Consider the following 14,642-nt stretch of genomic DNA (forward strand, 5'->3'; position numbering starts at 1 on the left):
CCGACTGTTCTGCGGTGGCTGCGACAAAGCCCGAGTAGATCTCGCAGAGGATGCAGAACAGATCGTCCACGGGTGTTGCTGCGACGTCAGACCAGCCAGCGACCCGAGAACGCCCGCCACCCGACGAACAGCAGCCGCAGCACCATGAAGGCCGACAGACCCGCCCAGATGCCGGCCAGCCCCCAGCCGTGGACCAGCGACAACCAGATCGGCGGCAGGAAGCCGACGAGCGCACTGAACAAGGTGGCATTGCGCATGAACTTCGCGTCACCGGCGCCCAGTAGCACCCCGTCGAGCGCGAAAACGAGTCCGGCAATCGGCAATTGGGCCACCATGAACCACCACGGCACGCCGATGGCGCCGAGCACCGCGCGATCGCCGGTGAAGAGCCTGGGCAGGGCATCAGAACCGAGCGCGAAGATCAGCGCCAGCACCGCCGCGGCGGCCGTCGAGAACACCGTCACCCGCCAGGCCACCGACCTGGCCCGGCTCGGATCGCCCGCACCCAGCGCGGCCCCCACCAATGACTGTGCGGCAATGGCCAGCGAATCCAGCACCAGCGCAAGGAAACTCCACAACTGCAGCACCACCTGGTGCGCGGCGACCGCTGCCGCGCCGAACCGCGCGGCGACCGCCGCGGCCGAGACGAAACATGCCTGGAACGCCAATGAGCGGGCCAACAGATCGCGACCCATCACCGCCTGCGCCCGCAGCACCGCCGGATCGGGCCGCCACGGCGCCCGCTCGGCAACCAGTGCCCGGCAGAACAGTGCCGCGGCCACCCACTGGCCCACCAGGTTCGCCAGCGCCGAGCCGGCCAGCTCCAGCCGCGGCAGGCCCAGCCAGCCGTACACCAGCACCGGACACAGCAGCGCGCAGACCACGAATCCGGTGACGACGTAGCGCAGTGGGCGCGCGGTGTCCTGCACACCACGCATCCAGCCGTTGCCGGCCAACGAGATCAGGATCGCCGGCGCGCCCAGGATCGCGACCCGCAGCCACGGCAGGGCGGCGCCGGCGATCTCACGGGAGCCCGCGATGGTCGCGACGATCGGGCCGGCGGCCAGCTCGACCACCATCACGATCACGAAACCCACGCCGACAGCCAGCCAGGTGGCCTGTACGCCCTCGCCGACGGCCGCCCGGCGGTCACCGGCACCGTAGTGCCGGGCCGATCGCGCCGTCGTGCCGTAGGACAGGAATGTGCCCTGCGAGGACACCAGGCCCAGGACCAGTGCACCGATCGCGAGGCCGGCCAGGGCCAACGCACCCAGCCGACCGACCACGGCCAGGTCGAACAACAGGTACAGAGGTTCGGCAGCCAGCACCCCCAGTGCCGGCAGCGCCAGGCCGGCGATGGACCGGTTCGTCGGGCCGCCGGCCGGCGCTCCGGTCCCCGGATCCGCGTCAGCCAAGCGCGCGCCGCAGCGCGGTCACGACCTCGTCGATCGGTCCGTTCACGTTGAATCCGGCGGCGAACCGGTGGCCGCCTCCCCCGAACGACGCCGCCACGGGTGTCAGATTGAACGCCTTGGCACGCATCGACACCGACCAATGCTCCGGTTCTATCTCCTTGAACACCGCGGCCACCTCGGCCTGCGCGGTGGTGCGGACGATATCGACGATGCTCTCGACCTCCTCGGCGCGGGCCCGCCGCCATTCGTCGTGCGGAACGATGGTGTACACGAAACCGCAGCCACCGACGTCGGCCGGCAGCAGTTGTGCCGACGCCAGGACCCGCGACAGCATCGGCAGCCAGGCGAATGGATGGGTGTCCATGAGGGTCCGGCTGATGCCGGCATTGTCGATCCCGGCTTCGACCAACCGGGCCGCCAACCGGTGGGCGCGGGCGGTGGCCCAGCGGAACGATCCGGTGTCGGTGGTCAGTCCCGCGTACAGGCAGTGCGCGACGGACACGTCGATCGGCTGACTCCATGCATCGAGCAGATCGGCCACCAGGAGGGTGGTCGAATCCGCCATCACCTCGACGAAATTGGCCGTGCCGAACAATTCGTTCGACGCGTGGTGGTCGATCACCAGCACCTGCGGGGCCCTCTCGGCGAACCGGCGCAACCCCCCGAGCCGGTTGACGCTGGGAATGTCGACGGTGACCAGTAGGTCGACGTCCTCGTACACCTCCTGCGGTGCGACCAGCAGCCGGCCGCCGGGCAGCGTCTGCAGCGACTCCGGCAGCATGGCGGGTGCGGCAAAGCTGACCTGGACGTCCTTCCCGATCCGGTCGAGCACCTGGGCGAGTGCCAGGCCCGCGCCGATGGTGTCGGCGTCGGGAAACACGTGACAGACGATGAGCACGGTCCGGGCCGCCGAGAGCACCTCGACGGCACCGTTGGCATCCACCCGCCGGCCGGTGTCGGTCCTGGGTTCGATCGTCGTCATCGCTTCTCTCGGATTCGGTGCGTGCGGGGGTCCACCACGTCCACCTCAGTGAACACGGTACGGGTCAAAGCTGCATCGTGTTGGGGGCACCCTGACTCGGCCGTTTGCTTGCGGTCCAGACGATCTGGTTGCAGACTCTGCGCCGTGACGGCGCTGCACTTCATCTCTGGTCTGCCCCGGTCGGGATCGACACTGCTGGCGGCGCTGCTGCGGCAGAACCCGCGCGCCGAGGCCGGGATGTCCGGCCCCCTGGCCGGCCTGTTCGACGCCCTGCTGTCCCAGATGAGCGCCCGCAACGAGTTCTCGGTGTTCCTGGACGACACCAAACGCCGTCGGATCCTGCACGGGCTGTTCGAGAGCTACTACGCGGATTGCACCGCCGAACTCATCTTCGATACCAACCGCACCTGGTGCGCGCGGATGCCGGCGCTCGCCCAGCTCTTTCCCGAGGCCAAGGTCATCGCCTGTGTGCGGGACCTGCCGTGGGTGATCGACAGCATCGAGCGGCTGGTGCAGCGCAATGTCTTCAGCCCGTCGTCGATCTTCAACTACAGCCCCGGCGGAACCGTCTACACCAGAGCGAGCCAGGTCTCCGGGCAGGACGGCATGGTCGGCGGTCCCTATGACGCGCTCAAGCAGGCCTGCTACGGCGCTCAACGGGACCGCCTGCTGTTGGTGCAGTACGAGACGCTGACCACCGAACCGGCCAGGGCAATGCACGCCATCTACGAGTTCATCGACGAGCCGGCCTTCGACCACAATTTCAACCACGTCGACTATGACGTCACCGAATTCGACGACCGGGCCGGCACCCCTGGGTTGCACACCGTCAACGGCCAGGTGAAAGCGGAACCGCGCGATACCGTGCTCCCGCCCGACCTCTTCGAACGCTTCGTCAACGACGCCTTCTGGCGCGATCCGGACAAGATCCCGGACGGGCTGCGGGTCGTATGAGCGACGGCAGGCAGGCCCGCCGGAGCGGGCCTGCCTGACTGATGCCGTCACCGGCTACGGGTTGTTGGTCCCGTTGGCTCCGGTCACGATCTGGTTGGTCGCCGGGCCGTTGAGGGTGACGGTCCCACCGGCACCGCCGGTCTTCCCGCTACCCGTCCCGGTTCCGCCGGCGCCGCCGGTCGCCGTCGAGTCGGTGACCGAATTCGCCAGCGAGCTCGAATTGACGGTCGCCGCGCCACCGGCGCCGCCCTTGCCACCGGTGCTGCCGGTGCCACCGTCACCACCCGTCGCGCCGCCGCCACTGACCACGCCGCCACCCGAGGCGCTCACGGTGGCGGCTCCACCGGCGCCGCCGAGGCCGCCGTTGGCGTCTCCCGCACCGGCATCGCCGCCGGTAGCCGTCGCGCCCACGGCGGAGCTTCCGGCACCACCGCTGACGTTGATGGTGGCGGCACCGCCGACTGCTCCGGTCGCACCGGCACCGCCGATCACAGTGCCGTTGGTGACGGAGTCGTTGTTGCCCCGGGAGTTGATCGAGGCAGCTCCACCGGCGCCGCCGTTGACGCCGTTCTGGCCGGCTCCACCGGCACCGCCGGTGACGGTGCCACTGGAGTGGGTGTTGAAGCCGACACCGCTGCTCAACTGACCCGATCCGATCGTGGCCCCGCCGCCGGCACCACCGGTGACACCGGAACCCGTGCCGCTGCCCCCGGAACCGGCGGTGACAGTTCCACTGGCCGTGGAGTTGTCGGCACCGGAGGAGTTGCCGCCCGAGGTGATCTGCGCCCGGCCGCCCGCCGCGCCGGTTCCGCTGCTGGAACCGGTACCGCCGGCACCACCGTAGGCGTAGCCGCTGGCCGACGACCCGGTTCCGGACGCGATGAGAGTGCCCACGCCGCCGACGCCGCCCTTGCCGCCGGTGGTCGCATTGCCACCGGCGCCGCCGATCGCCGTGCCGCTGGCGGTGCTGTCGTCACCTCGACCGCTGTACAGACCGGTGTTGATGTAACCGCCGGCGCCATTACCGCCAACGCTGCCGGTGCCGTCGCCGAACCCGCCGGCACCGCCGATCGCCGTGCCGCTGGCATGGCTACCGGTGCGCTGAGCAGCGATCTGGCCGAAGGAACCGGCACCACCGGTGCCGCCATTGAGGCCGGCGCCACCCGCACCACCGGTAGCAGTGCCGTTGGCGATGGCGTTAGCCGCCGTCGCGGTGATCACACCATTGCCACCGGCCTTGCCGGTACCACCGGTGCTGCCGGCACCACCGGCACCGCCGGTGGCGTCGCCGCTGGCCGAGCTGCCGGCTGCCGAAGCGCTGATGGTCGCGGTGCCGCCGGCGCCGCCGATGCCGGTGTCGCCCGCACCGCCCGTCCCGCCGGTGGCGGTGCCGGTGGCCGAGCTGCTGGCGACGGTCGCGGTGACGGTGGCAAGACCACCGGCACCACCCTTGCCGCCACTGCCGCTTCCGGCGCCGCCGTCACCACCGGTCGCCGTGGCGCCGGCGCTGGTGCCGCTGGTCACCGTGATGTTGCCGTTGGCCCCGGCGCCACCGATGCCGCCCGTGGTGCCGACGCCACCGACGCCACCGACGGCCGTGCCGTCGGTGATGTTGCCGCCGAGGCTCGCGGTCAGGTTTCCGTTGCCGCCTGCGCCACCGACGCCACCGTTGACGTCGCCCGCCCCGGCGTCGCCGCCGGTCGCGGTCGAACCGGTGACGAGGGTGCCCGCGTCCGAGGCCGTGATCGTGGCCTTGCCACCAACAGCGGTGTCGGAGCCCTTGCCGCCCGTCGCGGTGCTGTCCTTGACGGTCGCACCGGCGGTGACGGTCACCGTCGCGCTGCCGCCGGCCTTGCCCGACCCGGCGTCACCACCGATGGCGTCGGTGCCGCTGACGATCGAGTTCCCGGTCAGGCTGATGCTGGCGCCGCCACCGGCCGCACCCGCGGTGTTGGCCCCGGCGACCGCCGAACTGTTGGTCACCGTGCCGCCGTTGGTGCTGATCTGCGCGGTGCCGCCGGCCGCCCCGGTAACGGCGTCCGTCCCCGTCGCGGTGCTGCCGGTGACGGAGTCACCCACACCCTTGAGCGTGATCTTGCCCGAGCCGCCGACACCGCCGTTGACCCCGTTCTGGCCTGCGCCACCGGCACCACCGGTCACGGTTCCACTGGCTGTGGCGTCGATGACCGCACCGGAGGACGCTCCGACACTGATCACGGCCTGACCGCCGTTGCCGCCCGTCACGCCCGCGCCGGTGCCGCTGCCGCCGTCGCCGCCGGTGGCAGTGCCGCTCGCGGAGGTGGAGCCGAATGTCGAGCCGGCGCCCATCGTGACGATCTGGCCGAGCGCGCCCGCGCCGCCCTTACCGCCATTGGAGCCATCACCGCCGGCACCGCCGTAGGTGGAGCCGCTGGCCTTGGAGTTATCCCCGGTGGCGAGCACGACGGACCCGCCGCCGACGCCGCCGGTGCCACCGGACGTCGCGTTGCCACCGGCGCCACCGAGGGCATATCCGCTGGCACTGCTGCCGGCACCACCGGCGTAGTAGCCGGTCTGGATCCAGCCGCCGCCGCCCTTGGCGCCGGTGCTCCCGGCGCCGTCGCCGAACCCGCCGGCACCGCCGATACCCGTGCCGGTCGCCGAGCTGTTGACCCGCTGGGCGAAGATGCCGCCCTGCGCTCCGGCCCCACCGGCACCGCCGTTGCTGCCCGCGCCGCCGGCACCACCGACGCCGGATCCGCTGGCGGTCGAGCCGGACGCGGTGGCCGAAACCTTGCCCTCGCCACCGGCACCGCCGGTTCCGCCCGTGCTGCCGTTGCCACCGGCACCGCCGACCGCGCCGTCATCGGTGGCCGAGGCATGTCCACCGGCCTGGGCCAGCACATAACCCCGACCACCGGCACCGCCGGTGCCCGTTCCGACCGAGTCGCCGCCAGCGCCACCGGTAGCGGTGCCGTCGGCACCGCTGCCGACACCACCGGCCCAGATCTCGGCGTAGCCGCCCGCACCACCGGTTCCGCCGGCTCCGGCCGCCGAGCCGTCGCCGCCGACACCTCCGGCGCCCGCGGTCGACGTCGCTCCATCGACCGCACCGCCACCGTCAGCGCCGACCAACGCCTGGCCTCCAATGCCGCCGGTGCCACCACGCGTGTTGTCCACCTCGTCGTTGAGGCCGCCGTCGCCGCCGTCGCCACCCACCGCTGTGCCATTGGCGACCGTGCTGCCGGCCGGTCCGGCGTAGTCGTACACCCCGACCCAGCCCTGGTTGCCGGCCCCGCCGTCGCCACCGTTACCGGCGCCGCCGGCACCACCGGTCGCACTACCCGAGGTGGTCTGGCCGTTGAAGCCGGTGACCTGGGCCGAACCGCCGGCACCACCGGTTGCGCCAGCCGCGCTGGCATCGCCCCCGGCACCGCCGGTGGCCGTGCCCGACGCGGTCGCCGCACCGGTCGTGGCTGTCCCCACGGCCATCACCAATCCGTAGGCGCCGTCGCCGCCGGTACCGCCGTTCGTGGCGTCGCCACCCTTGCCACCCTCGGCAGACCCGGTCGCAACACCACCGGATCCACCGTCGTAACCGGCCTGCACCCAGGCACCGCCACCGTCGCCACCAACGCTGCCGACCCCGGTTCCCGAACCACCAGAACCTCCCGTGCTGGTGCCATCCGCGTGACCGTCGAGGTAGGCGTTGGTGATGCCTTCGCCGCCACTGCCACCGACGCCGCCGTTCAGGCCGGCACCACCGGCACCACCGAGGCCGGTACCGCCGGCATAGCTGTTGGCACCCAGGGCCTCGATGCCACCTTCGCCGCCGCTACCACCGACGCCGCCGTTGACGCCGCCGGCGCCACCTGCACCACCGGTCGCATCTCCGTCGGCAACGCTGCCCGCGCCATCCGACTGCACCGTCGCAGCGCCACCTGCACCACCGGAACCACCGGCGCCGGTGGCCGACCCGGCCCCGCCTTCGCCGCCGGCACCGCCGGTGGCGGTGCTGCCGGCCGCCGAACCGCCGTTGGTCGTGGTGATCGTCGCGACACCGCCGGCCGCACCCGAGCCGCCCTTGTGGCCGTCGCCACCGGCGCCGCCGGCACCGCCCGCGCCGCCCGTCGCGGTCCCACCGCTGCCCGGGGTCGCGGTCGCCTGGCCGCCGGCACCACCGACACCGCCAGCGCCACCGTTGGTGCCACCGACGCCACCAGCGCCACCGTCACCGCCGGCACCCACACCGATCCCGATGGCACCACCGATACCGCCGGCACCACCGGCGCCACCGTCGGAGCCCGCACCGTCGCCGCCCGCACCGCCGACGCCGCCGTCGCCGCCCGAGTTGGATTCACCGGTCGAAATCTGACCGCTGTTGAGCCAGAACGTGCTGTTGCCGCCCGCACCTCCGGCACCGCCGGCCGCTCCGTTGGTGCCATTGGCACCGCCGGCTCCGCCAGCGCCGCCCACCGACGTGCCGTCGGAGATCGAGGTGCCCGAGTCGTAGCCCTGGATCCAGCCAGCGCCGCCGGCACCGCCCGCGCCGCCGTTACCGGTTCCGCCGGCGCCGCCGGTGGCGGTCCCGCCGGAGATATTCGCACCCGTCAGGGCCGCGATGTTGGCCGAACCGCCGTCGCCGCCGGAAACCCCTGTGGCACTGGATGATCCACCAGCACCGCCCGTGGCGTCGCCATCCGCGGTCGACGTTCCCGCCGACAGCACCACCGCGTAGCCGCCGTCACCGCCGGACCCTCCGTCACTGGCCGTACCGCCGGCACCGCCGGTGGCCGAGCCGGACGAGACACCACCGGGGCCGCCGCCGTAACCGGCCTGCACCCAGGCACCGCCGCCGTCGCCACCGACGCTGCCGGCCCCGGTCGCCGACCCACCGGCACCGCCGGTACTCGGACCGTTGGCCAAGCCGCTCTCGTTGGCATTGGTGATGCCCTCACCGCCGGCACCACCGGTACCGCCGTCGCTGCCGTTGCCGCCGGCACCGCCCTTTCCGATGCCGAGTGCGGAACTGTTGGCCCCAATGGCCTGGACGCCGCCCGCACCGCCGGCGCCACCGGTACCGCCGTTGTTGCCACCATTGCCACCAGCACCGCCGTAGGCCGAACCAGCCGCAGCGCTGCCGGCGCCATCGGCCAGCACGCTCGCGCCACCACCGGTGCCGCCCGTACCGCCGACGCCCGTCGCCGAGCCGGCCCCACCGGTGCCACCGGCACCACCGGTGGCCGTGCTGCCGCTGGACACCGTGCCGCCGTTGATGCCTTCGACGCGGGCGCCACCGCCACCGCCACCGCCACCGCCACCGACGCCACCCGCGGTCGGGGTGGCCGCCGAGCCGGCGCCACCGGCGCCGCCGAGTCCGGCGGTCGCACCGACACCCAGGCTCGCGCCGGCGCCGCCATGGCCACCGGCGCCGCCTTCGCCGTTGAAGCCGCTGACGCTGCCGAGGCCGCCCGAACCGCCGGCACCGCCCGCACTGCCGCTTCCGGAATCCGTCACATCGAAGTCGCCAGCGGCGCCATTGCCGCCCTCACCGCCGACACCGCCGTTGCCGACCGGGCCCGCGTTGCCGCCGTCGCCGCCATTGCCGCCGGCGCGCGTCGGATCGTCGCTGTCCCAGCCATCACCGCCGCGACCACCGTCGCCGCCACCGGCAGCGCCGCCGGCCGCACCGGTCGCACCGGTGGAGCCGCCGGAGCCATGCGAGCCGGCGGCACCACCTGCGCCGCCGAGCGCCGCGTTACCGCGGGTGCCGCCGTCCCCACCACGGCCGCCGTCTGGGTCGGCCGATGTGCCTGCAATGCCCACTCCGCCGTTGCCGGCGTCCCCGGCGTCGCCGCCGGCGCCGCCCTTGCCGCCGCTGCCGTTGGCGCCGGTGGTGACGATCACGAACCAGGTGTGGGCCTGACCGCCATTGCCGCCGGTACCACCCTGACCGCCCTGGGCGCCGTCACCGCCGTCACCGCCGTCACCGCCATTGCCGCCGTCGACACCGTCGAGGCCGTCGTAACCGTTGCCGCCGTGACCGCCGACGCCGCCGGTACCGCCCGAGCCGGCGCTGCCGAAGATCCAGCCACCGTCACCGCCGTCACCGCCGGTGCCGCCCGTGCCACCGATCGTTGCGGCAAGGCTCTGCGTGCCGTCGTCGCCGTCCGCACCGGTAGCTCCGGTGCCGCCGTCACCACCGCGGCCGCTGATCAGGCCGCCGGTGCCGCCCTTACCGCCCGTTCCGTTGTTGATCCACAACACGCCGACGCCGCCGCGGCCGCCATCGCCGAACCAACCGGCCGAGCCGCCGGCGCCACCGTTGTAGCCACTACCGCCGCTGCCGAGCAAGCCACCGTTGCCGCCGATGCAGGCCAGTCCGGCGTTGCACGAGTCACCCGTCCAGCTGTAGCCATTGCCGATCAGGATGCCGCCGTTGGGGTGCTCCGCGGTGCCGTCTCCGATCAGCAGCAGGGTGCCGAACCAGATCTCGAAGGGCGCTGCCGGCGCGGCTGCGGTCAGGGTCGCGGCCACCGCGGCCACGCTGACCTCGACCGTCTGGTCCTCTTCCGCCTCGCGGCGGGCAGCTCCCAGCGCAGTGGCCACCAGCAGTGATTCGGCGAGCGGAGAACCCGACGGGGCCTCGCTGGCACCGTCCGGGTCGGCCTTCACCACGACGGCCACGACGGGGATACCCGAATCCGGGATCGCACCGGCCGGCAGGTCTGCCACGGGCACGGTCACGATGGGCAGGACGGTGCCCGTCGACGGCTCCTGCGCGGCTGGCTCAGTGCTGTCCTCCTCCTTCGAAGCGGACTTCTCGTCGGCATCCGTCGACGAATCGGCCTTCGCTGACTCGGACGGTTCGGCCGCCGGCTCCGGATCGCTCTCGGTGCGCGTCTCCTTCGACCCGCCGGAACGCGATGATCCGGTGCTGTCATCGTCGGTCGCGGCGGCGTCCTTCGGCGTATCGCTGTCGGTCGGGTCGGTGGTGCTCGGAGCCCCCGAGTCGTCATCACCCGTGGCGTCATCACCCGTGGCGTCATCACCAGAAGCGTCGTCGCCGGAAGCGTCATCACCAGAAGCGTCATCGCCGGATGCGTCGCTGCCGGATGCGTCACCACCGTCGGCATCGGTGTTGGTCGCCGAACCACTGTCCTGGTCGGCCGAATCGGAATCTTTTGCGTTGTCCGAACCCGCTGCGCTCGCGGACGGGCCCGCATCCGTCTTCTGGGGTGCCGACGCGGTGCCCGCCGAATCAGCTGACGTACCCGACTCGGAGGTTTGGGCAAAACCGAGCGGCATCCAGGCCGTCACCGCAGCGCCGACACCGAGCGCCACGGCCAGCGCACCGACGCGACCGACGTAATTGGACGCGTTGGCGTTCACCTTCGCCATCGCGTGCCTGGGCGAACTCTTCGCCAGAGCGTGTTTTGGCATGGCGTGCTTGGCTTTTCCAGAATTCCGCGCAGCATTCATGTACAAGATCCCCGTCCCGGATGTCATCAACCCCGCCGCGCCAACACCATGCGACCGGTGCGACCCCGCGGAACAAATCGAATTTCGCGGCGTACGTTAACACCCAATTAACGGGTTGGCGGCAAAATTGACACATCTGCTGAGAATTTGCTGATAGAGCCACCAATCGGCCCACTTGGCGTGGCGGATCTGCCAGCGCTCAGGCTCGATCGACGGCCTCGTCGGTGTCGTCCTCGGTGTCGTCGTCCTCGGCAGCGCCGCTCACCCGGTACGGGTCGGCCTCACCGGCCGGAACGGCTCCCTGCCGAATCCGGGCCACATCGGCATCGGCCGCCCGGGCGCGGGCGAGCAGCTCCTCCATCCGGTTCGCCGCATCGGGCACGGTGTCGCGCACGAAACTCAGCGTCGGGGTGAACCGGACACCGGTGCCGGCGCCCACCCTGGTGCGCAGGGTGCCCTTGGCGCTCTCGAGCGCCGCGGCGGCGCCGGCATAGTCCGGCTCCTCGTCGAGGCTGCGGCCCAGCACGGTGTAGTACAGCGTGGCATCGTGCAGATCACCGGTCACCTTGGCATCGGTGATCGTCACCCCGGCCAGCCGCGGATCCTTGATCTCGTACTCGATGGCCGAGGCGACGATGGTGGAGATCCGCTTGGCCAGACGTCTGGCCCGTGCGGGATCAGCCATCAGCGTCGGCTCCTCGCGCGAGCGTCATCGCTAGACCCGCTCTTTCTCGACGAGCTCGTAGGTCTCGATCACATCGCCTTCCTTGATGTCGCTGTAGGTCAGAGTCAGACCGCACTCGTAACCCTCACGCACCTCGGTGGCGTCGTCCTTCTCCCGCTTGAGCGACGAGACCGTGAGGTTCTCGGCGACCACGACGTTGTCGCGGAGCAACCGGGCCTTGGCGTTGCGGCGCATGATGCCCGACTGCACCAGGCAGCCCGCGATGTTACCGACCTTGGACGACCGGAAGATGGCGCGGATCTCGGCGCGGCCGAGCTCCTTCTCCTCGTAGATCGGCTTGAGCATGCCCTTGAGCGCACTCTCGATCTCGTCGATGGCCTGGTAGATCACCGAGTAGTACCGGATCTCCACACCTTCGCGGTTGGCCAGCTCGGTGGCCTTGCCCTCGGCCCGCACGTTGAAGCCGATGATGATCGCATCCGATGCCGACGCCAGGTTGACGTTGGTCTCGGTGACGCCACCGACACCGCGGTCGATGACCCGCAGCTCGACCTCGTCGTCGACCTGGATGCCCAGCAGGGCCTCCTCGAGCGCCTCGACCGTACCGGCGTTGTCGCCCTTGAGGATCAGGTTCAGCTGGCTGGTTTCCTTCAGCGCCGAATCCAGATCTTCCAGACTGATCCGCTTGCGCGAGCGGGCGGCCAGTGCGTTGCGCTTGCGCGCGCTGCGCCGGTCGGCGATCTGCCGGGCGATCCGGTCCTCGTCGACGACGAGGAAGTTGTCGCCCGCACCCGGCACCGACGTGAAGCCGATGACCTGGACCGGCCGCGACGGCAGCGCCTCTTCGACGTCCTCGCCGTGCTCGTCGACCATCCGGCGCACGCGACCGTAGGCGTCGCCGGCGACCACCGAATCGCCGACCCGCAGCGTGCCGCGCTGGATGAGCACCGTCGCAACCGGGCCGCGACCGCGGTCCAGGTGCGCCTCGATCGCCACACCCTGGGCCTCCATGTCGGGGTTGGCCCGCAGGTCCAGGGCCGCGTCGGCGGTCAGCACGACCGCCTCGAGCAGCTGATCGATGTTGGTGCCCTGCTTGGCCGAGATGTCGACGAACATGGTGTCGCCGCCGTAGTCCTCGGCCACCAGGTTGTACTCGGTGAGCTGCGCCCGGATCTTGGCCGGGTCGGCGCCCTCCTTGTCGATCTTGTTGACCGCCACCACAATTGGCACGTCGGCGGCCTGCGCGTGGTTGATGGCCTCCACCGTCTGCGGCATGACGCCGTCGTCGGCCGCGACCACCAGGATGGCGATGTCGGTGGCCTTCGCGCCGCGGGCACGCATGGCGGTGAACGCCTCGTGACCCGGGGTGTCGATGAAGGTGATCGGACGCTCGGCGCCGTCGTGTTCGACCTCGACCTGGTAGGCGCCGATGTGCTGGGTGATGCCGCCGGCCTCGCCCTCGCGCACGCTGGCATTCCGGATGGTGTCCAGCAGTCGGGTCTTGCCGTGGTCGACGTGGCCCATGACGGTGACGACGGGAGGTCGGACCTCCAGATCGCCCTCGTCGCCCGAGTCTTCTCCGTAGGAGAGGTCGAAGGACTCCAGCAGCTCGCGGTCCTCGTCCTCGGGCGAGACCACCTGCACGACGTAGTTCATCTCGCTGCCGAGCAGTTCCAGGGTCTCGTCACCCACGGACTGCGTGGCGGTCACCATCTCGCCGAGGTTGAACAGCGCCTGGACCAGCGAGGCCGGGTTGGCGTTGATCTTCTCGGCGAAGTCGGACAGGGAGGCGCCGCGCGCCAACCGGATGGTCTCGCCGTTGCCGTGCGGCAACCGCACGCCGCCGACGACCGGCGCCTGCATGTTCTCGTATTCGGCGCGTTTGGCCCGCTTCGACTTGCGGCCACGCTTGGGTGCGCCGCCGGGACGGCCGAACGCACCGGCCGCGCCACCGCGCTGGCCCGGCCGACCGCCGCCACCGCCACCGCCGGGACGACCCCGGAAACCGCCTGCGGCGGCGCCACCACCGGCACCCGCGCCGGCTCCGGCACCACCACCGCGGTAGTTACCGCCACCGCCACCGGGCCGAGCTCCCTGACCGGGGCCGGGCCGCGGGCCGCCACCGGGACGGGGCGCGCCCGGGCGTGCCGGACGACCGGCCGCACCGGCGCCGGGCGGGCGCGGCGGCATGTTGCCGGGAGTGGGCCGCGGGCCGCCACCGGGGCGGGGGCCACCGGCACCGGGACCTGGGCGGGGACCGCCGGGCCCCGGGGCTCCCATCGGCCGGGGCATCGGCCGCTCGACGGGCTGCTGCGAGGAGAACGGGTTGTTGCCGACGCGCGGGGGCCGCGGCGCGGCGGGCTTCGGCCCGGGCCGCGGGCCGGGGGCACCGGGTGCCGCCGGCGGGGCCGCAGGTGCGGGCGCGGCCGCCGCAGGGGCAGCCGGTTGCGCGGGAGCGGGCGGCTTCGGCGCGGCCGGCTTGGGGCCGGGGATCGACGAACCCGGAGCCGGGCCCGGAGCCGCTGCCGCGGGTGCGGCGGCCGGCGCGCTGGGCGCGGGGCTCGGAGCCTGCGCCGCCGGAGCCGCCGACGTGGCGGGCGCCTTCTCAGCGACGGGCTTGTTCCCACCGAATGATTCACGCAGGCGTCGCGCGACGGGAGCTTCCACCGTCGACGACGCCGATTTCACGAACTCGCCCTGCTCACTGAGCCGCGCGAGGACTTCCTTACTGGTGACACCGAGTTCCTTGGCCAACTCGTGCACGCGGGCCTTGCCTGCTGCCACTGACATCTCCATCTCTAGAGGCGACAGCGGTCGGCGCCGCGCCTCGGGTTTAGCTATGACGCATGGTCATCGGGACTTCACGGTGTGCTCATGTTCTTCGCTACCTAACTACTTCTCGTGCTGCTGCCGGCCGACGCGGCGAGCGACTGCCAGTGCTCGACGACCCCGGTGGTGTCCGGTGAACCGGTGATCCGCAACGCCCTGGTGAACGCACGCCGCCGGATCGCTTCGGACAGACACTGCTGGTCGGGATGCAGCCACGCACCCCGACCCGGAAGGTTACCGGCCGTGTCAACGACCAATGAATCGGCCACCTGACCGATTCCGGCACCGTCCGACACAGCCACTATCCGCAGCAGTT

The 14,642-nt window shown here is 71.9% G+C and carries 7 protein-coding genes; 1 reads left to right on the plus strand and 6 read right to left on the minus strand.

All coding sequences use genetic code 11. From position 1 onward, the window contains the following. Positions 1–86: 86 nt before the first annotated feature. Positions 87–1,415, minus strand: coding sequence for an MATE family efflux transporter (locus U0R18_RS06075; RefSeq protein WP_526366920.1), 1,329 nt, complete (start codon positions 1,413–1,415; stop codon positions 87–89). Next, positions 1,408–2,397 carry a DHH family phosphoesterase gene (locus U0R18_RS06080; protein WP_526366922.1) on the minus strand — a complete coding sequence of 330 codons (990 nt, stop codon included), beginning with the start codon at positions 2,395–2,397 and terminating at the stop codon, positions 1,408–1,410. Before U0R18_RS06080 ends, U0R18_RS06075 begins: the two co-directional genes overlap by 8 nt. Positions 2,398–2,541: 144 nt before the next feature. On the opposite strand from U0R18_RS06080, the gene U0R18_RS06085 reads away from it, so the two are divergent. Continuing rightward, positions 2,542–3,351 carry a sulfotransferase gene (locus U0R18_RS06085; RefSeq protein WP_526366924.1) on the plus strand — a complete coding sequence of 270 codons (810 nt, stop codon included), beginning with the start codon at positions 2,542–2,544 and terminating at the stop codon, positions 3,349–3,351. A gap of 54 nt (positions 3,352–3,405) precedes the next feature. Here U0R18_RS06085 and U0R18_RS06090 read toward each other — a convergent pair whose 3' ends face one another. From U0R18_RS06090 to U0R18_RS06105, 4 genes are all read right to left on the minus strand, one after another. Beyond that, entirely contained in the window at positions 3,406–10,731 is a 7,326-nt protein-coding gene (locus tag U0R18_RS06090) for a beta strand repeat-containing protein (protein WP_526366926.1), read from the minus strand. 280 nt (positions 10,732–11,011) lie between these two features. Beyond that, the gene (gene rbfA, locus U0R18_RS06095; protein ID WP_526366928.1) at positions 11,012–11,497 is read right to left on the minus strand and encodes a 30S ribosome-binding factor RbfA; all 486 of its coding nucleotides are present in this window, start codon (positions 11,495–11,497) and stop codon (positions 11,012–11,014) included. 30 nt (positions 11,498–11,527) lie between these two features. Next, positions 11,528–14,281 (minus strand): translation initiation factor IF-2, encoded by a 2,754-nt coding sequence (gene infB, locus U0R18_RS06100; protein ID WP_526367465.1) that lies wholly within the window; start codon positions 14,279–14,281, stop codon positions 11,528–11,530. 104 nt (positions 14,282–14,385) lie between these two features. Beyond that, positions 14,386–14,622 carry a DUF448 domain-containing protein gene (locus U0R18_RS06105; RefSeq protein WP_526366930.1) on the minus strand — a complete coding sequence of 79 codons (237 nt, stop codon included), beginning with the start codon at positions 14,620–14,622 and terminating at the stop codon, positions 14,386–14,388. Positions 14,623–14,642 lie beyond the last annotated feature (20 nt).

Source organism: Mycobacterium sp. (genome assembly GCF_046330795.1).
GTDB lineage: Bacteria > Actinomycetota > Actinomycetes > Mycobacteriales > Mycobacteriaceae > Mycobacterium.

Coding starts and splice junctions, on each gene's coding strand:
- U0R18_RS06080 (WP_526366922.1), bottom strand. CDS start 2,397: ATGACGACGATCGAACCCAGGACCGACACCGGCCGGCGGGTGGATGCC.
- U0R18_RS06090 (WP_526366926.1), bottom strand. CDS start 10,731: ATGGCGAAGGTGAACGCCAACGCGTCCAATTACGTCGGTCGCGTCGGT.
- rbfA (WP_526366928.1), bottom strand. CDS start 11,497: ATGGCTGATCCCGCACGGGCCAGACGTCTGGCCAAGCGGATCTCCACC.